The 18,264-nt window shown below is 38.1% G+C and carries 19 protein-coding genes; 14 read left to right on the top strand and 5 right to left on the bottom strand.

What is annotated here, in order from left to right; genetic code table 11:
• Positions 1 to 3: 3 nt before the first annotated feature.
• Positions 4 to 1,824 carry a helix-turn-helix transcriptional regulator gene (locus AOB46_RS12880; RefSeq protein ID WP_117590577.1) on the bottom strand — a complete coding sequence of 607 codons (1,821 nt, stop codon included), beginning with the start codon at positions 1,822 to 1,824 and terminating at the stop codon, positions 4 to 6.
• Between the two features lie 278 nt (positions 1,825 to 2,102).
• Between AOB46_RS12880 and AOB46_RS12875 the strand changes: the two genes are divergently transcribed.
• The 5 genes from AOB46_RS12875 (at position 2,103) to AOB46_RS12855 (ending at position 7,824) form a co-directional block, all read left to right on the top strand.
• A complete protein-coding gene (locus AOB46_RS12875) occupies positions 2,103 to 2,510 on the top strand; it encodes a hypothetical protein (RefSeq protein ID WP_062699961.1) in 408 nt (135 codons plus the stop codon).
• A gap of 27 nt (positions 2,511 to 2,537) precedes the next feature.
• Positions 2,538 to 2,963: a hypothetical protein gene (locus AOB46_RS12870; protein WP_131724374.1), complete on the top strand. Its 426-nt coding sequence runs from the start codon at positions 2,538 to 2,540 to the stop codon at positions 2,961 to 2,963.
• 62 nt (positions 2,964 to 3,025) lie between these two features.
• Positions 3,026 to 4,150, top strand: a complete 1,125-nt coding sequence (locus AOB46_RS12865; RefSeq protein ID WP_062699957.1) for a S1C family serine protease — start codon at positions 3,026 to 3,028, stop codon at positions 4,148 to 4,150.
• 232 nt (positions 4,151 to 4,382) lie between these two features.
• On the top strand, positions 4,383 to 7,211 hold the full coding sequence (gene uvrA / locus AOB46_RS12860; protein WP_062699955.1) for an excinuclease ABC subunit UvrA: 2,829 nt from the start codon (positions 4,383 to 4,385) through the stop codon (positions 7,209 to 7,211).
• 13 nt (positions 7,212 to 7,224) lie between these two features.
• Positions 7,225 to 7,824 (top strand): hypothetical protein, encoded by a 600-nt coding sequence (locus AOB46_RS12855; protein ID WP_062699953.1) that lies wholly within the window; start codon positions 7,225 to 7,227, stop codon positions 7,822 to 7,824.
• Between the two features lie 74 nt (positions 7,825 to 7,898).
• Here AOB46_RS12855 and AOB46_RS12850 read toward each other — a convergent pair whose 3' ends face one another.
• Complete coding sequence (locus AOB46_RS12850; protein WP_062699950.1) at positions 7,899 to 8,387, bottom strand: hypothetical protein; 489 nt, start codon at positions 8,385 to 8,387, stop codon at positions 7,899 to 7,901.
• Positions 8,388 to 8,578: 191 nt separating this feature from the next.
• Between AOB46_RS12850 and AOB46_RS24100 the strand changes: the two genes are divergently transcribed.
• Positions 8,579 to 8,713, top strand: a complete 135-nt coding sequence (locus tag AOB46_RS24100) for a bacteriocin-like protein (protein ID WP_082377128.1) — start codon at positions 8,579 to 8,581, stop codon at positions 8,711 to 8,713.
• A gap of 67 nt (positions 8,714 to 8,780) precedes the next feature.
• Here the strand turns inward: AOB46_RS24100 and AOB46_RS12845 are convergent, their stop codons facing one another.
• Positions 8,781 to 9,335, bottom strand: a complete 555-nt coding sequence (locus AOB46_RS12845; RefSeq protein WP_062699948.1) for a hypothetical protein — start codon at positions 9,333 to 9,335, stop codon at positions 8,781 to 8,783.
• Positions 9,336 to 9,491: 156 nt separating this feature from the next.
• On the opposite strand from AOB46_RS12845, the gene AOB46_RS12840 reads away from it, so the two are divergent.
• The 3 genes from AOB46_RS12840 to AOB46_RS12830 all read left to right on the top strand — a co-directional run bounded on the left by AOB46_RS12840 (position 9,492) and on the right by AOB46_RS12830 (position 10,880).
• Positions 9,492 to 10,004, top strand: coding sequence for a DUF421 domain-containing protein (locus AOB46_RS12840; protein WP_062699946.1), 513 nt, complete (start codon positions 9,492 to 9,494; stop codon positions 10,002 to 10,004).
• Positions 10,005 to 10,008: 4 nt separating this feature from the next.
• On the top strand, positions 10,009 to 10,500 hold the full coding sequence (locus AOB46_RS12835) for a GNAT family N-acetyltransferase (RefSeq protein WP_062699943.1): 492 nt from the start codon (positions 10,009 to 10,011) through the stop codon (positions 10,498 to 10,500).
• Positions 10,501 to 10,649: 149 nt separating this feature from the next.
• Positions 10,650 to 10,880 carry a hypothetical protein gene (locus AOB46_RS12830; protein ID WP_062699941.1) on the top strand — a complete coding sequence of 77 codons (231 nt, stop codon included), beginning with the start codon at positions 10,650 to 10,652 and terminating at the stop codon, positions 10,878 to 10,880.
• A 44-nt stretch (positions 10,881 to 10,924) separates the two neighbouring features.
• Here AOB46_RS12830 and AOB46_RS12825 read toward each other — a convergent pair whose 3' ends face one another.
• Positions 10,925 to 11,239: a DUF4286 family protein gene (locus AOB46_RS12825; protein ID WP_062699939.1), complete on the bottom strand. Its 315-nt coding sequence runs from the start codon at positions 11,237 to 11,239 to the stop codon at positions 10,925 to 10,927.
• Between the two features lie 148 nt (positions 11,240 to 11,387).
• Here AOB46_RS12825 and gyrA point away from each other — a divergent pair, with 148 nt between their 5' ends.
• Entirely contained in the window at positions 11,388 to 13,976 is a 2,589-nt protein-coding gene (gene gyrA / locus AOB46_RS12820; protein WP_062699937.1) for a DNA gyrase subunit A, read from the top strand.
• A 28-nt stretch (positions 13,977 to 14,004) separates the two neighbouring features.
• Positions 14,005 to 15,033, top strand: coding sequence for a tetratricopeptide repeat protein (locus tag AOB46_RS12815; protein ID WP_062699935.1), 1,029 nt, complete (start codon positions 14,005 to 14,007; stop codon positions 15,031 to 15,033).
• A gap of 112 nt (positions 15,034 to 15,145) precedes the next feature.
• On the opposite strand, the gene AOB46_RS12810 is transcribed toward AOB46_RS12815, so the two are convergent.
• Positions 15,146 to 15,670, bottom strand: coding sequence for a nucleoside 2-deoxyribosyltransferase domain-containing protein (locus AOB46_RS12810; RefSeq protein WP_082377125.1), 525 nt, complete (start codon positions 15,668 to 15,670; stop codon positions 15,146 to 15,148).
• Between the two features lie 198 nt (positions 15,671 to 15,868).
• Between AOB46_RS12810 and AOB46_RS12805 the strand changes: the two genes are divergently transcribed.
• The 3 genes from AOB46_RS12805 (at position 15,869) to AOB46_RS12795 (ending at position 18,171) form a co-directional block, all read left to right on the top strand.
• A complete protein-coding gene (locus tag AOB46_RS12805; protein ID WP_062699933.1) occupies positions 15,869 to 16,705 on the top strand; it encodes a 1,4-dihydroxy-2-naphthoyl-CoA synthase in 837 nt (278 codons plus the stop codon).
• Positions 16,706 to 16,777: 72 nt separating this feature from the next.
• Entirely contained in the window at positions 16,778 to 17,707 is a 930-nt protein-coding gene (gene menA / locus AOB46_RS12800; protein WP_062699931.1) for a 1,4-dihydroxy-2-naphthoate octaprenyltransferase, read from the top strand.
• Between the two features lie 17 nt (positions 17,708 to 17,724).
• Positions 17,725 to 18,171 carry an SRPBCC family protein gene (locus AOB46_RS12795; RefSeq protein ID WP_062699929.1) on the top strand — a complete coding sequence of 149 codons (447 nt, stop codon included), beginning with the start codon at positions 17,725 to 17,727 and terminating at the stop codon, positions 18,169 to 18,171.
• Positions 18,172 to 18,264 lie beyond the last annotated feature (93 nt).

Genomic DNA, 18,264 nt, shown 5'->3' with positions numbered 1-18,264 from the left:
TATTCAGCTTAGTTTTTGTATTAAAAGATCCAGGCTGGCTTCTTTGTCGAGATTTAATTTTTGTTTTATTCTATACCTTGCCATGATAATGCTTTTAGGGTCCACACCCATACGATTGGCAATTTCCTTATTTGAAAATCCCATAAGTATGTAAGTACAGTGTTTCAAATCCAGTCGGGTAAGCTTATTATTGGCCTGTTGCTGCAATCGGTTAAAAAATTCCGGATGTATGTTGGTGAGGCTGGCTTTGGCATGTTCAAAGTCTTCATCCATTCGTACATCTTCTTTTAATATGCGCTCCATCTGGTTTTTGAGAATTCCGTTTTCCGGCTGATCTGCCAATTTATCTCGCATTGTTTGTAAAAGATCTTTTTTTTGTTCCATCTGTAAGCTGCCGGCCAGCAGTTCTTTTTGTAATTTATCCTGTCTTTCCTCCAGCAGTTCTTGTTCAGCCTTCAGGCGGGCGGATTCCTCAGCACGCAGCTTCTGTTGTTGAATAGAAGATTTTAACCGGAAATGATAAGAGCGGAAAAGAAATATAAGGATAAGAAAACCCGCTATGATCAGGCCGATAGAAATAAAATTAAGCTTTCTGTTAAAAGCAGCCCGTTCCTGCAGCGTTTCAAGTTCTTTTTCTTTTTTTTCTGCCTCGTACCGCACTTCAAGTTTTTGGGCTATAGACAGTTTTGCAGCATTGTAGGCTTCCTGTTCGTACTTCATGTACTGCTTATAATAATTTAATGCTTTGATTGGATTACCGCTTTTTTCTGCTACGGTTGCCAGTCCTTTCATCATGGAAGCTTTCACTCCAATACTGCTGCCCATACTTTTGTCTACCTCAGAAAAGCCAGACAGGAACAGTATTTCTGCCTCTGCATAATTACCCTCCGCCAGGGCATATTCGCTTAATATCCCGTAACAATTGGCAATCACTTCTTCATGCTTGGCTTTCCGGGCAATGGTCAAAGCCTGGTTAATATAACTCCTGGCTCTGTCTTTATAATCTTTTGGAAAGAACTCCCAATAGATATTAGCTGTATTTAAAGCTGCTGCTGCTATATTGATATGGTTAACAATCCGTTTGGGTTGTGATTGGGCAAGCTGCAGTACTTTCTTATTATAGAGAATGGCAGAATCAAGCAGTTTCTTTTGTGAAGGATCTTTTCGGAAACTCTGTAAAAATGAAGATCCGGAGGCAAGATAAGCAATGCAGATAATATCAGGTTCCCGCGATTGTTTAGCGAGTTTCAGGCTAAGGCGGGTGTATTTCTTCAATTTTTCAGGATCTTTTAAATCGGCATAAATACTTGCTAAATAATGATACACAAGACTCTCATAAGCATAGGATTTTTGACCCTCTAGCAGTTGCAGAGCTTTAAAAAAACTGGCTGTAGCTTTAACGGTATTATTAACCGTGTATTCAAGCCATCCTTTTCGGAGCCACACATATCCGTTCACGACTCTGTTTGTAGATTTTGCCGTATAGATTAAGGCGCTGTCAATATTTTTTTGAGCCTGTACCAGGCTGTCCCGTTGAACATTAAGATAGGTTAATGTAGCCAGAGCAAAAGCGCTGTACTGGCCGTCAGAAAATTGATGACTCAGTTTTAACGCTTCATTGGCGGCATTTAAGGCTGATGGAAGGTCTGTTTCGTAGATATTGCGGCCAAGATGAGAAAGAGCCATTGCCTTTTCTTCCGGTTTCAATTCTGAATTTCGGAGCAGATTTTTCAAAGAATCAATCATGATGGATTGTGAACGAGTCTTACCAAGTCCAACAAAAAATAGAACCAGAATAATTATGAACTTTATATGATGCTTCATAATGCGTGATTTGGTGTAATGGTTTCTTTAACCAGAATTCATATTAATGAATTTCATTATACTGAATAAAACAAAAATACAATTTGTTCATTTAATTACAGCCATGTTTCCATCGTTGAAATGATACTGAATGAGAGTGAAAATAGTGCTGTATATTCTTTATAAAGTATTTATCTGGTATTGTAGATGTTTTGTAGATCTCTCTCTGTTGGAAAATTTACCCACCAGACATCATCTTTGTAAGAGAAATAATAGGACTGATTTTAAATTTTAATATTATGAAAAAAGCAATATTAATCATTCTTGCAATACTATCACTCGTTATTACAGCAGGATGTTCCAAAGATGATCCTTCGGAAGTTCCCGCAAAAGAAAAAATACTGGGGAAGTGGAAATTTATTTCGTTAGTAACTGAAACCACAAGACCTTCAGAGCCCGTGGAAATTGTGACAGAATATGGCGAGGAAGACAGCTATTTTGATTTTCGCAGTGATGGGAACCTACACTATAACTTAGGAGGAAGTGAAGAACAAATAGAGCCCTACAGTATTGAAAACGAAACGATACTTAAAATTAACAGTGATGCCTGTACTATAAAAGAGTTTACCCAACAAAAACTGGTTTTTGAATTTGTAAAAGAAAATGCAAATTATACCAGGAAGCACACTTATAATCTGAGCAGATAGTATGAATTATACAATTGAATAGATAATATGAAAACAAATAAATTTTTACCCTTATTTCTGTTGTTAATAACTGTTTTATTGAGCACTCTTGGCTGTCAGAAAAGTAGTTCAGCAGATGATGAAGATAACATGATATCAGTAACGCAGCAAAAAATTCTGGGCTACTGGAATTTAGTGGAATTTATAGAAGAAACAACAGTGGGCAACCAGCCTCCTGAAATCATCAACAATAGTCCCCAAAACATTTATTTTGAATTTTTTGCCAATGGAAAAGTAAAGACCAACGCTGAGGGAGAAGAAGAAGATATTTATGAAGTAAAAGCCAATAACACGATGATTTTATGGGGAAAAGAACATAAAATTCTGGAACTGACCCAAAATAAATTTAAATTCAGTAATACCGCTACTGAAGGAAATACTACCTACAAACAGACATTTATTCTGACCCGTTAGCAAAAAAAGTTGTTTTGGATTTTATCCTTTGTTTTACGAAAGTACAAACTAAAAATTAGCGAATGAAAAATAAGATTCTATTGCTATTATTCCTGCTTTATTCGTTTGTGATATCAGCACAGCCTGCAAAGAATATGACAGAACTTACAAAATGGACAGAAGAATCCATCAAATCTGTGATGTCATCCCGAAAGTTTGACCCGATAGAAGGTATTTATAAAAGTTATCAGAGGGACGGTATGCCGCATTACAAAATAGGGGTTATAAAAGATGGTTCTGTGTATAAAGCTATCATTCTAGAAACCGAAGTACCCGGCTGGAAACCCGGCGAAGTTAAAGCTGTATTTGAACCCGGTGCTGCAAAGGGAATTTATTCTACTCAATGGTATATGAGTGATAAAACAATTCATGAAACCTTTTCGAATGTAGATATGGAAAGCGAAACTTTGCTATCCATAGAGCTGAAAGACACCAAAACGCTGCGAAAACGTATCGATTATTTTATTAAAACATACCCTGTTGCCGAAAACGAGATTATTTTTAAAAAAGATAATTCAATAGCATCGGGCAGTGGATTTTTTTTAACTACAACCGGGATCATTGCCACCAATGCCCATGTTGTAGCAGGTGCATCTGAAATTGAAATTACGGTAAATGGTAAACTGGGCATATCTACCTATAAAGCAAAACTATTGATCGCTGATTCACCTAACGATCTGGCATTGCTAAAAATAACAGACCGTAAATTTAAAGGTACAGAACCTATTCCATATGGCATTACACAGACTCAGGAGGTAGGTTCAAGGGTTTTTACGCTGGGTTACCCTTTAAATGATATCATGGGAAGTAATTATAAAGTTACCGACGGTATCATCAGTGCCACATCGGGGATTGCCGATGATGCGCGTTATTACCAGATTTCAGTACCTCTGCAACCCGGAAACAGTGGTGGTCCGCTCTTTAATAAAGAAGGGAATATAGTGGGGATTACAACCGCTAAATTAAAAGCAGCCGGAATCAAAACAGAGAATGTAAATTATGCTTTAAAATCTTCTTACTTACTCGATTTATATGGAAAAATATCAAAAAAAGAAGCCGTACAGTTTCCCTCTAAGCTTTCAGCCAGTGAATTACAGGATCAGGTCAAAATATTAAAAAATTATGTATGCCTGATTAAAATATATTAAGCGGTAGCTGAGAAATAATAGCTTTCCGGAATGAAATTATTCTTCTGAATTTTCCAGCGTTTAAAAATAAAACTATCCTGTATATCCTTTGCAGACGTAATTCAATGAGATAGAAATTATAACTTAAAAATTTAACTAAAATTAAACTCTAATAAAATTTTCCGGTTCATACAATTGCATAAAATTCCGTAATTTTGCACATCGTGATTTTCAGGTAGAATCACTCCAGATTATGAGTAAATCAACAGAATATATAGAAGTTTACGGAGCACGTGAACACAATCTGAAAAATATTAATGTCAAAATTCCGCGAAATGAGCTGGTTGTTATTACCGGGCTTTCCGGAAGCGGGAAATCTTCACTGGCTTTTGATACCATCTTTGCAGAAGGACAGCGCCGTTATATCGAAACATTTTCTGCGTATGCAAGACAGTTTCTGGGCGGACTGGAAAGACCTGACGTAGATAAAATTGAAGGCCTCTCTCCTGTAATTGCCATTGAACAGAAAACCACCAATAAAAATCCACGCTCAACAGTAGGAACAGTTACCGAGCTTTATGATTTCCTTCGTCTTTTATATGCGAGAGTTTCTGATGCTTACTCCTTATCCACAGGAAAAAAACTCGTAAGCTACACCGAAGAACAGATTCTTGAAACCATCAAAGAAAATTATAAGGGTGAAAAAATAATGCTTCTGGCTCCTGTAGTGCGTTCCAGAAAAGGGCATTACCACGAACTTTTTGTGCAGATGGCCAAAAAAGGGTATGGGCAGGCAAGAATTGACGGAGAGCTGCAGGATATAGAATACGACCTGAAACTGGACCGTTATAAAACCCACGATATTGATATCGTTATAGACCGTTGGATCATCGGGGAAAATGCCTCCGAAGCAAGGATGGAAAAATCACTCCGTACCGCTATGGAAATGGGAGAGGGAATTATAGGCATTCAGAAACTGGGAAGTACAGACATTGAATATTTTTCTAAAAACCTGATGGATGCAGAAACAGGACATTCACTGGCGCTGCCGGAACCGAATACCTTCTCCTTCAACTCCCCGAAAGGAAGCTGCCCGGATTGTAAAGGACTGGGAACCATCAAAAAAATCAATACCGATTACTTTGTGGAAAATCCTAAGCTTTCCATTAATCAGGGAGGGTTATTACCATTAGAAGATATCAAATCAAATAAATGGATTCTGTCACAGATCAAAAATATTCTTGAAATCTTTGGCTTAAGCATGACAACGCCCATGCAGGATATCCCTGAAGAAGCGCTGGATTATATCTATAACGGATGTCATAAGGAATTCAACAAAGATCTGAAATATGCAGGCATTACCAAGAAAATAAAAATCAGTTTTGATGGTTTAATCTCCTTTATGGAAGAAATCATTGAGGAAAGAGAATCTTATGAAGCTGTACTGCTGGAAAGGCACTTTACAACAGAAGAAACCTGTCCCGTATGCCATGGAACTCGTCTTCAGCCTTCAAGCCTGAGTTTTAAAATAGACGGAAAGAATATTGCTGAAGTAAATGCGTTAAGCTTAGCAGATCTGAAAGAATGGCTGGCTGATGTAAAAGATAAGTTCTCAGAAAAAAATAAGATCATTGCTCACGAGATCTTAAAAGAAATAGAAACCCGTCTTCAGTTCCTTCTGGATGTAGGACTGGATTACCTGAGTTTAAGCAGGAGTTCTAAAACCCTTTCCGGAGGAGAATCCCAAAGAATCCGCCTTGCTACACAGATCGGCTCCCAACTGGTTAATGTACTGTATATTCTGGATGAGCCAAGTATCGGGCTTCACCAGAGGGATAATGAAAGGCTGATCAGCTCGCTGAAAAACCTTAGAGACATCGGAAACTCCGTATTGGTGGTGGAACATGATAAAGATATGATCCTTGAAGCTGATGAGGTACTGGATATTGGCCCAAGAGCCGGAAAATTCGGGGGAGAAATACTTTGGCAGGGAAAACCGAAAGATTTGCTGAAGGCAGATACCATCACGGCACAGTATATCAATGGAAAAAGAAAAATAGAAATTCCGGCTGAAAGAAGAGCCGGAAGCGGTAAAAATATAATATTAAAGGGAGCTACAGGAAATAACCTGAAAAATGTTACCCTGGATATTCCTTTAGGTAAACTGGTAGTGGTAACCGGAATTTCAGGAAGTGGAAAATCTTCTCTGATCAACGGAACATTATACCCAATTCTGAATAAACATTTCTACAGAGCTGTTCAGGAGCCCCTTCCGTATAAAAAGATTGAAGGCCTTGAAAATATAGACAAGATTGTAGACGTAGACCAGACGCCGATAGGAAGAACGCCGCGCTCCAATCCTGCAACGTATACGGGAATGTTCACTGATATCAGAAACCTTTTTGCCGAGCTTCCGGAAAGTAAAATCCGTGGTTATAAGCCGGGAAGATTCTCTTTCAATGTAAAAGGGGGAAGATGTGAAACCTGCCAGGGAGGAGGACTAAAAGTCATTGAAATGAACTTCCTTCCGGATGTTTATGTACACTGCGAAACCTGCAACGGAAAGCGCTTCAACAGAGAAACTCTTGAAGTTCGTTACAAAGGAAAATCAATTTCCGATGTTCTGGATATGACGATTGATGAAGCCGTAGAATTCTTCCAGCCGATTCCTAAAATCTTTGCTAAAGTAAAAACTCTGCAGGATGTTGGTTTAGGATATATTACGCTGGGACAGCAGTCTACAACACTTTCAGGAGGGGAAGCACAGCGTATCAAACTGGCTACCGAACTCGCCAAAAGACAAACCGGAAATACCCTATACATTCTTGATGAACCAACAACCGGACTTCATTTTGAAGATGTTAAGATTCTGATGGATGCTATCAACCAATTGGTAGAATTAGGAAACTCATTCATCATCATTGAACATAATATGGATGTGATCAAATTAGCTGACCATATTATTGACGTAGGTCCTGAAGGCGGAAAACACGGCGGACAGATTGTAGCCCAGGGAACTCCCGAGGAAATTGTGAAGTCTAAGAAAAGCCTGACAGGGAAATTTCTGAAAAGGGAATTATAGTAAAAATTTTTATATGAAGACACTAACACAAAAAGATGGAAGAAATACAAGATATTTTGAAATTAAGGAAGACAGGGTTTTCGTAAAGAGTAGTTTTATAAAAGAACAACAGGAATATAGTGTTCATTTTGCAGATATTTATGATGATGAAAGTGTTTTTAGAAAAACAAAAGATTGGGTGCTTGTGGTAACAGTAATATCTGTTTTATTTAATTCATTACTACTCACTATTGTAATTAACGAAAGTTATCAGCTTTCCCAATCATCGGGAATGATCGTTTTTGGTATCGCAATGCTTCCTAGTCTTGTTGTAGCGGGGCTATGTAATAATGAGTTTAGGGCAGAAAGTTGCAAAAGTCTGGCAGCTACAAAACCGCTTAATTTTTCATATTCAAAAAAAGAAATGGAAGAAGTTGATGCTTTTATTGTTGAAATCAGAAAGAGCAGGAAAGAATATTATCTGAAAGAATACTATAGGGTGGATAACCTAATCCCCATACAAACACAGATTGCAAGAATTCAATGGCTTTATGAAAGTAAATACATTACAGAAAGTGATGCCAGGTTTATTATTGATGAACTTGAAACTAAAAGAATTATAGAAGGACTCTAACAGCCTGTTTGGATATAACCCCCAAAAAAAAATCTGCTTTTTAAGGCAGATTTTTTTTATATCCAATTCCGAAGCTACAAAGAAGAAATATAAACCTCTATTTTTGTACCCTCATAGTTAAAGGTTCCGTCTTCAGCATTGCGTTTGCCCAGGACCCAGTTCATATCAGCCGGAACTGACCATGTTGTTCCGAGTTTAAAACTATTCACAGAACGGATTTCGGCCCCGTTTCCGGTACTTAAAGCAGAATGAAACCATGTTTTATCCCGTAATCTGTAAAAACCTATTGCTTTTCCTTTGGGAATAACAGAATAGCCGTCCCATTTTTCTCCTTCAGGGTAGTTGAATTTCCTCAGCCATCCCTGTCCTTTGTACATTGTGAGCTCATCCGGAGTAATGGAAGCCCCCAGCATATACATAGCATAGCCTACTGCATCATGGCATACTCCCTTATTGTAATGAATGATGTCATCGCTGCCTTCAATAAGAGCATTCCCGATTCGGGCTTTAATGGTAGAATCCATTTGCCCAATATGAGCTCCTTTGGGTGTAATAATTTCCATATTAATTTTGTATTGGTGTGATTGGTGGTCTAAAGATAGGGAATTTAAACCAAATGATTTTTTACATCGATATGGGCTTTAAAATGCTGTATTTTTATGATAAACTATAAATAATGAAAATTTTGAATATTAAAATATAATAATTGATAATGATATTCGTTTTAAATTCATCAATCATAAAATTTTAAAATATGAAAAACTTAAAAAAACTGACAAAAACAGATTTGAAAACCGTTTACGGAGGACAGCCGAAAATCTACTGCTTTTATTGTGAAATATATAATAGAACAATATGCAGCGAAATTCGCCTTTCTCAGTGTCCTTAAAAAAATTAAACCGCTTTTTATAAGCGGTTTTTTTATGAGTTGTCTCGTCCTGAAAAAGAAAAGGTTTTTATTGAGCGCTTTTAATGAACTCTTTCAGCGTGGTTTTAAGATTTTTAGAATGAGCAATGGTATCAAAAATAATATTGTCAATCTTCCAGCCCTCTTTTGAATTAACCAGGTGTACACGGTCTGTCCAGATAATTTTTGGCTGACTTTCTGAATATTCAAACTCAACAGCAACATCAGCGGTGGTTGTATCATTACTTATATCCGTAGACCTGATTTTGTAGCCGGTATATCCTTCATACAAGCTTGAGAAAACAGCCCCTTCAAATATCAGAGGCTTTTCATCCGGGTGATCACTGTTTTTTACCCTCTCAATATCTGCTTTTGATGTGTTGACAGCTCCTTCCAGAGTTTTTTTCAGATCAGGAGAAAACAGGCTGTCAGAAAAAGACTGGCCGTATAAAGCTTCATTAGAAGTTCCGTATCGGGTATAAAGATCATTTACCTTACTGGTAATTTCATTATACGGACTGGCTGCCGGTAAGGAAGGTTTACCTTTATTGCATGCTGTAAAAAAGAAAATGATGCTTAATGATAAAAACAGGATTCGTTTCATAAAGTGATTATTGCTTAAACTCAATTCCAAAACGTGTACCAAAGAACATGGAAAATGTCATTCTTAAATTTTCCTGATAAGATGAAATGTATTTTGTATGAAAACGGCTGTACAATAACAAAAAATCAATACATTTGATTATATAAAAAACTTTTCGTGGATCCCATTCTTAACGTAGTTGTCCGCTCCCTGTGCGTTTACCTTTTTATGGTGATTGCTATACGGCTTTTTGGGAAAAACCAGCTTTCACAGCTGAATGCCGGAGATGTTGTTCTGTTGCTTCTGATTTCTAATGCCGTTCAGAACGCAATGGTAGGTCCCGATACCTCTCTGCAGGGCGGTCTGATTGCCGCGCTTGTTCTTTTTGTGGCCAATTTTATTTTAAAACGCCTTATGTTTACCAACCGTAAATTTGAAACATTTATGGAAGAAGATCCGGTGATTCTTATTAAAGATGGAGTTGTTGATCAGGTTGCTTTAAACAGAGTAAAGATTACCCGTGATGAGCTTGAAGAAGCCATCCGGGAGCATGGTGTTGAAAAAATAAAGAATGTGAAGCTGTCTATTTTAGAAGTAGATGGAAATATCAGTGTAATTTCAGAAGACGAGCAGGAAAAACAAACCCATTATTCAAGAATCAAAAGAAAAAATAAAAGAAAATACCATTAAACAGATGAATTACGAATTACGAGAAATGCTTCCCGCTGATGAGGCTAAAGTACTGGAAATTTTCAGGCAGGGAGTTGACGGGGGTATTGCCACTCTTGAAACAGAAATTCCTACAGCTGAAGCATGGAATATGGAATATTTCAACGACTGCCGGTGGGTATTGGAAAATGAAGCAAACGAAGTTGTTGGCTGGTGTGCTTTAAGACCGGTCAGCAAAAGAGAATGTTTTAAAGGTGTTGCTGAAGTAAGTATATATTTCGATAATGCCTATCAGGGGAAAGGGCTGGGGACGGTTCTTTTAAAAAAATTGATTCTGGATAGTGAAGATCACGGGTTCTGGACCCTTCAGGTTAATGTTTTCCCTGAAAACGAAGTCTCCATTAAATTCCATCAGAAAAACGGATTCAGAACGGTGGGGGTAAGAAAAAAAATAGGAATACTGAATGGACAGTGGAAAGATATAATCATGATGGAGAAAAGAAGTGAGAAGATCTGATAAACGATGCAGAGCTTTCAGGTCATGAAAATGAGTTATAACTAGGAAATAGCAATTTTTTAATTATTATTTCTTTCAATATATCAACAATTGAACTACTTTGGCATTAACATTGTTATTTCTACTACGAAATTTGAAAAAGTGAGAAAATGAAAGGTTTGATTAAAATGGCTGGGGTAGTAACAGTAATGTTGATGCTTACATCATGTGTTGTTCACGATCACCATGTAAGAAGAGTTCCGCCGGGACATGCTAAAAAAATGTATGGCGGAAGTGCAAGGTACTATGCACCGGGACATGTGAAAAAAAGAGTGTATTATTATGATGACGACAGAGGTCACCGTCATAAGCACAAAGGCCACAAACATCACAGAGATTGAGAAAAAATTAAAAAGCCCTGATTTTTCAGGGCTTTTAACGTATATTAAAATCTGGATTTCTTGGGATTCAGGAATGTGTTGAAGATCATAACCTCCTGTCCGAATTTCTTTTCAACCCTTTCAGCAATGTTCACCATTTCACTTTTGATGAAATCTTCACGAAGATCATCATTATCAAACATCAGAAGAAGATTGTAATTCTTGCCTTCCTCAATATAATCGCTGTGTACTTCCGATAAGATATACCTGTTAACATCCATCAGGTTTTCGGCCATCAGCACCAGGGTTTCATCAATATAATTTTCCCATTCTTCAATATTGTTTTTCGTACAGTGGAAAGTTATACTTAATAGGCTCATATTTTATGAATTTTTAAGATTTTGTGGATAAATTCTAGGGCAAAAATCGGTAAAAATTTCGTAAATTAGCCCGTTAATAAAAATTGGAAATAAATAATTTTCAGACGCACAGCTAAAGGTCTGACTGTCATTATAATAAAATTTGTTTATGCAAAAAGAAGGAGAAAGACTGATTCCTATCAACATTGTTGATGAAATGAAGTCGTCTTATATCGATTATTCGATGTCCGTTATCGTGTCAAGAGCACTTCCGGATGTAAGAGACGGCCTGAAACCCGTTCATAGAAGAGTACTATATGGTATGTATGGACTAGGGGTTTTTTCTAATAGAAAATATTTGAAATCTGCGAGAATTGTTGGGGACGTTTTGGGTAAATACCACCCGCACGGAGACTCTTCTGTATACGATGCAATGGTGAGAATGGCTCAGGACTGGAGTTTACGTTACCCGCAGGTAGACGGGCAGGGTAACTTCGGTTCAATGGATGGAGACCCGCCTGCAGCAATGCGTTATACCGAGGCAAGACTGAAAAAAATCTCTGATGAGGTTCTGGCAGATCTTGATAAAGAAACCGTTGATTTTCAGAATAACTTTGACGACAGCTTACAGGAACCCACCGTACTTCCTACCAAGGTTCCGAACCTTCTGGTAAATGGTACCTCAGGAATTGCCGTAGGGATGGCAACCAATATGGCGCCGCACAACCTGTCTGAATCAATCAATGCCATCTGTGCTTATATTGATAATAAAGATATTACCATTGATGAATTAATGCATCATATTACAGCTCCCGATTTTCCTACAGGAGGTATTATCTACGGATATGACGGGGTAAGAGATGCTTTCCATACCGGAAGAGGAAGAGTAGTCCTGAGAGCGAAGGTAAATTTCGAAGAAATCGGAAACAGAAACGCAATCATTGTTACGGAAGTTCCATATCAGGTTAATAAAGCGGATATGATTGCCAGAACTGCTGAATTGGTTAAAGATGACAAAATTCAGGGGATTCATGAAATCAGAGACGAATCGGACAGAAATGGTCTGCGTGTTGTTTATGAATTGAAAAACGATGCAATTCCTAATGTTGTTCTGAATCTTTTATATAAATATACAGCCCTTCAGACATCTTTCAGTGTTAACAATATTGCTTTGGTTAACGGAAGGCCGGAACAGCTGAATTTAAAAGATATTATTCATCATTTCGTGGAGCACAGACACGAGGTTATTGTAAGAAGAACCCGGTTTGAGCTTAAAAAAGCAAAAGAAAGAGCCCACATCCTTGAAGGTTTCATGAAAGTAATCGGAACCCAGGATGCATTAGATAAGGCGATTTCCATCATCCGTCACAGTGCGAACCCTCAGGCAGCAAAAGAAGGCCTGATTGAAGCGTTTGAGCTTTCTGATATTCAGGCACAGGCGATTCTTGATCTGAGACTGGCACGTCTTACCGGAATGGAGCTTGATAAGATCCGTGACGAGTACGATGCTATCATGAAAGAGATCCTGAATTTGGAAGATATCCTGGCTAATGAAAGCAGAAGATTCGAGATCATTAAGGAAGAGCTTATTGAAATCAAAGAAAAATATGGCGATGAAAGAAGAACAGAAATTGATTATTCAGGAGGTGAAATGTCCATCGAGGATATCATCCCGAACGAAGCAGTCGTTCTTACGATTTCGCATGCAGGATATGTGAAGAGAACCTCACTTTCCGAATACAAAATTCAAAGCAGAGGAGGAGTAGGAAATAAAGCGGCAACAACAAGAGATTCCGATTTCCTTGAATACATTGTTTCTGCAACCAACCACCAGTATATGTTATTCTTTACAGAAAAAGGAAGATGTTACTGGCTAAGGGTATTTGAAATCCCTGAAGGTTCCAAAACAGCTAAAGGAAGAGCCGTACAGAACCTGATCAATATTGAGCCTGACGACAAGATCAAAGCATATATCAGAACCAATAACCTGAAAGATGCTGAATATGTAAATCAGATGAGTGTGGTAATGGTTACTAAAAATGGTACCATTAAGAAAACATCGCTTGAAGCTTATTCAAGACCAAGGGTAAACGGGGTAAATGCTATTGAGATCAGAGATAATGACCAGCTGTTAGGAGCTTACCTAACCAACGGTACATCCCAGATTATGATCGCTACCAAAAATGGTAAGTGTATCCGTTTCCCTGAAGAAAAAGTAAGAGAAGTTGGAAGAGGTTCCATTGGTGTACGTGGTATTGCTATGGAAGATAATGATGAGGTTATTGGTATGATTGTTGTGAATGATGTAGAAAAAGAAACTGTTCTTGTAGTATCCGAAAAAGGATATGGTAAGAGAACTGCAGTAGAAGACTACAGAATTACCAACAGAGGAGGGAAAGGAGTTATTACCCTTAACATTACCGAAAAAACAGGAAATCTGATTGCTATTCAGAATGTGACAGACGAAGACGGATTGATGATCATCAATAAGTCAGGGGTTGCCATCAGAATGGGTATGGATGAAATGAGGGTAATGGGAAGAAATACCCAGGGAGTAAAGCTCATCAACCTTAAAAAGAATGACGAAATTGCAGCCATTGCAAAAGTAGCAATGGATAAAGATGTAGAAGAAGATTCTGAAGAAAATGAAGAAGGAATAGGAAACCTTTTCGATAACCAGGAAAATGATAATGTAGAACCTCAGGCTGAAAATGAAACACCGGCGGAGGGAAATGAGAATTCTGATTCTGAAGAATAAATTGTACAATTAATATAATATAGTTATTATGAAGAAACTCATTTTAGGTATTGCTATCGTTGCTTCTGCATTCGTTTTCGGACAGAAAGGCGATGTAAATGCCCAACTGCAGGCGGCTAATAAGGCTGCTATGGACGCGTATAACGCAAAAAACTATACCGCAGCAGCTCCTAAATTTGTAGAAGTTTACAACTTGCTGAAAGGAAGCGGGCAGGATGACAAGATTTATATGTATTATGCAGGGCTTAGCTATGCTTTGGCAAATAACAGCGATCAGGCCATCAAAATTTATACAGACCTTATTAATTCAGGTTTTACAGGTATTCAGACAACTTATACTGCTAAAGAGAAAAAAACAGGAAACGTTGTGCCTTTGGATAAAACAACCTGGGAACTGATGAAGAAAAACTCTGATTATACAGACTTTAAAACAGAGCAGACCCCAAGTGTAGAACCGGATTTATATGAAACGCTGACCACCCTTCTTTTGAACGCTAAAAAACCAAATGAGGCTTTGGCAATCATTGAAAAAGGGCTGGCAAAATATCCAAATAACGCTAAGCTGAAAGATGCGCAGGGAACCGCTTATTATGCTTCCGGAAATACTGAAAAATTTATTTCTACCCTTAAAGAGCAGCTGGCTAAAAACCCGACTGATGCTACCAACTGGTACAATCTTGGGGTAATGCAGTCTAAAAACCCTGCAACTTCAGAAGATGCCATTGCCTCATTCAAAAAAGCAATCGAGCTTAAACCTGATATGAATAATGCTCATCAGAACCTGGTTTATACCGTTATTGGAGATGACTCTAAAACAGTAGAGCAGATTAATGCTTTAAGAAAAGATAAACCGGACGAAGCATCTAAGCTTATTGATGCAAGAAGAGAAAGATTTGCCAAAGCTTTACCTTATGCTGAAGCATGGTACAAAGCTGCTCCTGAAAACCTTGAAGCTGTTACTGCCTTAAAAGAAATTTATGTAGTAACAAAAAACATGGAGAAAGTAAAAGAAATGAAAGCTAAAGAAACAGAATTGGCTGCAAAAGCAAAACAATAATGCTTTAGTTTGAATATACAGAAACCGGAACAGAAATGTTCCGGTTTTTTTATTTGGTGATCATAGATTGGTAAATCAATTATTGATTCTATCAGGAATAAGTATCTCTTTTTTACTTTGTCTTTTCCTTCAGGGCATTAATCAGCATTTCAATAGAGTCGTATCGTTTGATATTGTATTTTTCACAGACAATATCAACATTTCCTTTTCTCCAGTATCCTTCAGGGCAGACCACCATCAGCTTATTGGTCCTGGCGTAAAGTCCCAGCTCCAGTAAGCTTATCGGACTTTGTGATTTGGGAGTAAAATACATGATGATGAGATCTGATTTTTCTAATGCTTCCAGTTCCCATTCTACCTGTTTTCTGAAATTAGGTTCAGTGCTGACAGGTTTCCAGTCCTTATTCCAGTCATCCCGTCTTGGATTGAACAATACGATATTCTTTTCGGATAACTCATGGGTAACTTTGGCCTGCCAGTCTTCGGCATTGCCCATATCAATGCTTCCGCCGAGAAATATTTTTAACCTTTTATCCTCAGCAGGCAATGCTGCCGGAGATTTTATAACCGTTACTTTTTGTGCAGATATGCTCCATGATAAAAGGATAAATGCTAATGATAGAATAAGTTGTCTCATTAAATTTTTTATTAAATTCAGCTCATGGAAAGCTGTACATTCTTCATTCTAAGATAGAAAAAATATTCCATACCCGTTCTTTGAATCTTAACCCTTACTTTTAAACAGGAATATCACATAAACCAGCCGGCTATTATCATCAAAAATCAACGTTAAAATTCTCTGTAATTCCGTATCTTTGAGAAAAATTTTTACAAAATGATTGAGTGGAAAACCGCCAAAGAATACGATGATATTACCTACAAAAAATGTAATGGTGTAGCAAGAATTGCTTTCAACAGACCAGAAGTGCGTAACGCGTTCAGGCCTAAAACAACCTCAGAGCTGTACGATGCTTTTTATGATGCTTCAGAGGACCCTTCCATAGGAGTGGTTCTGTTATCAGGAGAAGGACCAAGCCCAAAAGACGGAGGCTGGGCTTTCTGCAGTGGAGGAGACCAGAAAGCAAGAGGACATCAGGGATATGTAGGAGAAGACGGAAGACACCGCCTGAACATTTTAGAAGTTCAGCGTCTGATCCGTTTCATGCCAAAAGTGGTTATTGCAGTTGTTCCGGGTTGGGCAGTTGGCGGAGGTCACTCTCTTCATGTAGTCTGTGACCTGACTTTAGCAAGTAAAGAGCACGCCATCTTTAAACAGACTGATGCCGATGTTACCAGTTTTGATGGGGGGTACGGCTCTGCCTATCTCGCAAAAATGGTAGGACAGAAAAAAGCCCGTGAAATATTCTTTTTAGGAAGAAATTATTCTGCTCAGGATGCGTTGGATATGGGAATGGTGAATGCCGTGGTTCCTCATGCAGAACTGGAAGATACCGCTTACGAATGGGCTCAGGAAATTCTTGCAAAATCTCCGACTTCCATCAGGATGTTGAAGTTTGCCATGAACCTTACAGATGACGGAATGGTTGGCCAACAGGTGTTTGCAGGCGAAGCAACCCGTTTAGCCTATATGACCGCAGAAGCCCAGGAAGGAAGAAATGCATTCCTTGAAAAAAGAAAACCAAACTTCGGGGAAGATCAATGGATCTCATAACATTATTGATGGGTAATAAGTAATGAGCCGTATTTCATTACCTGTTACCCACTGCTCATTACTTATAAATTTATGACTGATTGGATAAAAGCCGCGAGGCTAAGAACTTTACCGCTTTCCCTAAGCGGAATTATTATGGGGGCTTTCATCGCCAAATGGAGGCTTTACAGGGAAGGAGAAACCTGGGACTGGAAAATTTTTGCTCTGGCTCTCCTGGTAACCCTTCTGTATCAGATTTTATCAAATTATGCCAATGACTATGGCGATGGAGTAAAAGGAACAGATGCCAAAAGAATCAACGAAGCAGAAACAAGAGCAGTAGCATCAGGAAAAATTACAGCAAAACAGATGAAAAATGCGGTAATCCTTTTTTCTGCACTTTCTTTCATTGCTACGGTTGCTTTATTGTACACAGCCTTTATCCCTGAACATATGAATGAATTTTATATATTCATAGGGCTGGGAATAGCATGTATTTTAGCCGCAATCGGGTATACGGTAGGTAAAAAACCTTACGGATATATGGGACTGGGAGATATTTTTGTATTTATCTTCTTCGGGCTGGTTTCCGTGTGTGGAAGTTATTTCCTGTTTACCAAAACTTTCAGCTGGGATATACTGTTGCCGGGAACAGCTGTAGGAATGATGAGTATGGCGGTTCTTAACCTTAATAACATGAGAGATATTGAAAGTGATAAGCTCTCGGGAAAAAACAGCTTTGCATTAAGAATCGGTTTCAAAAATGCCATGATCTATGAAATGATCCTGTTACAGCTTCCACTGGTTCTGATTCTTATATTTTTATGCGTGAACGGATTTATCGAGACGCAGAATTATTACGCTTTTATTGTAATGATCCTGTTATTTCCGCTTACTAAACTGAGAAGAAGCATCATGTCCGTAAAAGAACCTAAAGAATTAGACCAATATTTAAAGCAGGTGGGAATTATGACGTTTGTAATGGCCATTCTTACGGCGGCCGGACTTAATTTATTCAGCTAAATCTAAAATATTATATCATGAGTTCTAATATCTATGTTGAAGCTCAAATGCTTATCAGAAAACCGGTTGAAGATGTCTTTGAAGCATTTATCAATCCTGCGGTTACTACCCGTTTCTGGTTTACAAAATCTACCGGAAAATTAGAAGAAGGTAAAACCGTTACCTGGGAATGGGAAATGTATGGAGTGTCATCTGATTTAAAAACTCTTCAGATTATCCCGAACCAGCTGATTAAAACCATCTGGGGAGATCCTTCAACAAATGTAGACTACGAATTCAGAGTAATGGAAAAAGGTACCCTAGTCGTAATTAAAAGCTATGGATTCAGCCAGACCGGAGAAGAGCTTCTAAGGCAGGTTAATGATAATACAGGTGGATTTACGACAGTATTAGACGGTTGTAAAGCATATCTGGAACACGGAATCAATCTGAATCTTATAGAAGATAAATTTCCACAGCAATAATTCAATACTGAAATTAAATACCATCATAGAAAATACCGTTCTCATAAGTTGAGATACAGGCAAAATAAGGATATCAATGATGCTTAAACTAAA

This window comes from Chryseobacterium indologenes (assembly GCF_001295265.1).
GTDB classification, from domain to species: domain Bacteria; phylum Bacteroidota; class Bacteroidia; order Flavobacteriales; family Weeksellaceae; genus Chryseobacterium; species Chryseobacterium indologenes_A.
Note: the sequence above shows the minus strand (reverse complement) of the source record. Positions and strands in the feature narration are given on the sequence as shown.

Bases quoted from the DNA above. Each gene is read 5' to 3' on its own strand.
- AOB46_RS12795 (WP_062699929.1), top strand. From the start codon at position 17,725: ATGAGTTCTAATATCTATGTTGAAGCTCAAATGCTTATCAGAAAACCG.
- AOB46_RS12880 (WP_117590577.1), bottom strand. From the start codon at position 1,824: ATGAAGCATCATATAAAGTTCATAATTATTCTGGTTCTATTTTTTGTT.
- menA (WP_062699931.1), top strand. From the start codon at position 16,778: ATGACTGATTGGATAAAAGCCGCGAGGCTAAGAACTTTACCGCTTTCC.
- AOB46_RS12865 (WP_062699957.1), top strand. From the start codon at position 3,026: ATGAAAAATAAGATTCTATTGCTATTATTCCTGCTTTATTCGTTTGTG.
- AOB46_RS12810 (WP_082377125.1), bottom strand. From the start codon at position 15,670: ATGAGACAACTTATTCTATCATTAGCATTTATCCTTTTATCATGGAGC.
- AOB46_RS12825 (WP_062699939.1), bottom strand. From the start codon at position 11,239: ATGAGCCTATTAAGTATAACTTTCCACTGTACGAAAAACAATATTGAA.
- AOB46_RS12845 (WP_062699948.1), bottom strand. From the start codon at position 9,335: ATGAAACGAATCCTGTTTTTATCATTAAGCATCATTTTCTTTTTTACA.
- AOB46_RS12830 (WP_062699941.1), top strand. From the start codon at position 10,650: ATGAAAGGTTTGATTAAAATGGCTGGGGTAGTAACAGTAATGTTGATG.
- AOB46_RS12805 (WP_062699933.1), top strand. From the start codon at position 15,869: ATGATTGAGTGGAAAACCGCCAAAGAATACGATGATATTACCTACAAA.
- AOB46_RS12835 (WP_062699943.1), top strand. From the start codon at position 10,009: ATGAATTACGAATTACGAGAAATGCTTCCCGCTGATGAGGCTAAAGTA.
- AOB46_RS12870 (WP_131724374.1), top strand. From the start codon at position 2,538: ATGAAAACAAATAAATTTTTACCCTTATTTCTGTTGTTAATAACTGTT.
- AOB46_RS12815 (WP_062699935.1), top strand. From the start codon at position 14,005: ATGAAGAAACTCATTTTAGGTATTGCTATCGTTGCTTCTGCATTCGTT.
- AOB46_RS12850 (WP_062699950.1), bottom strand. From the start codon at position 8,387: ATGGAAATTATTACACCCAAAGGAGCTCATATTGGGCAAATGGATTCT.
- AOB46_RS24100 (WP_082377128.1), top strand. From the start codon at position 8,579: ATGAAAAACTTAAAAAAACTGACAAAAACAGATTTGAAAACCGTTTAC.
- gyrA (WP_062699937.1), top strand. From the start codon at position 11,388: ATGCAAAAAGAAGGAGAAAGACTGATTCCTATCAACATTGTTGATGAA.
- uvrA (WP_062699955.1), top strand. From the start codon at position 4,383: ATGAGTAAATCAACAGAATATATAGAAGTTTACGGAGCACGTGAACAC.
- AOB46_RS12855 (WP_062699953.1), top strand. From the start codon at position 7,225: ATGAAGACACTAACACAAAAAGATGGAAGAAATACAAGATATTTTGAA.
- AOB46_RS12875 (WP_062699961.1), top strand. From the start codon at position 2,103: ATGAAAAAAGCAATATTAATCATTCTTGCAATACTATCACTCGTTATT.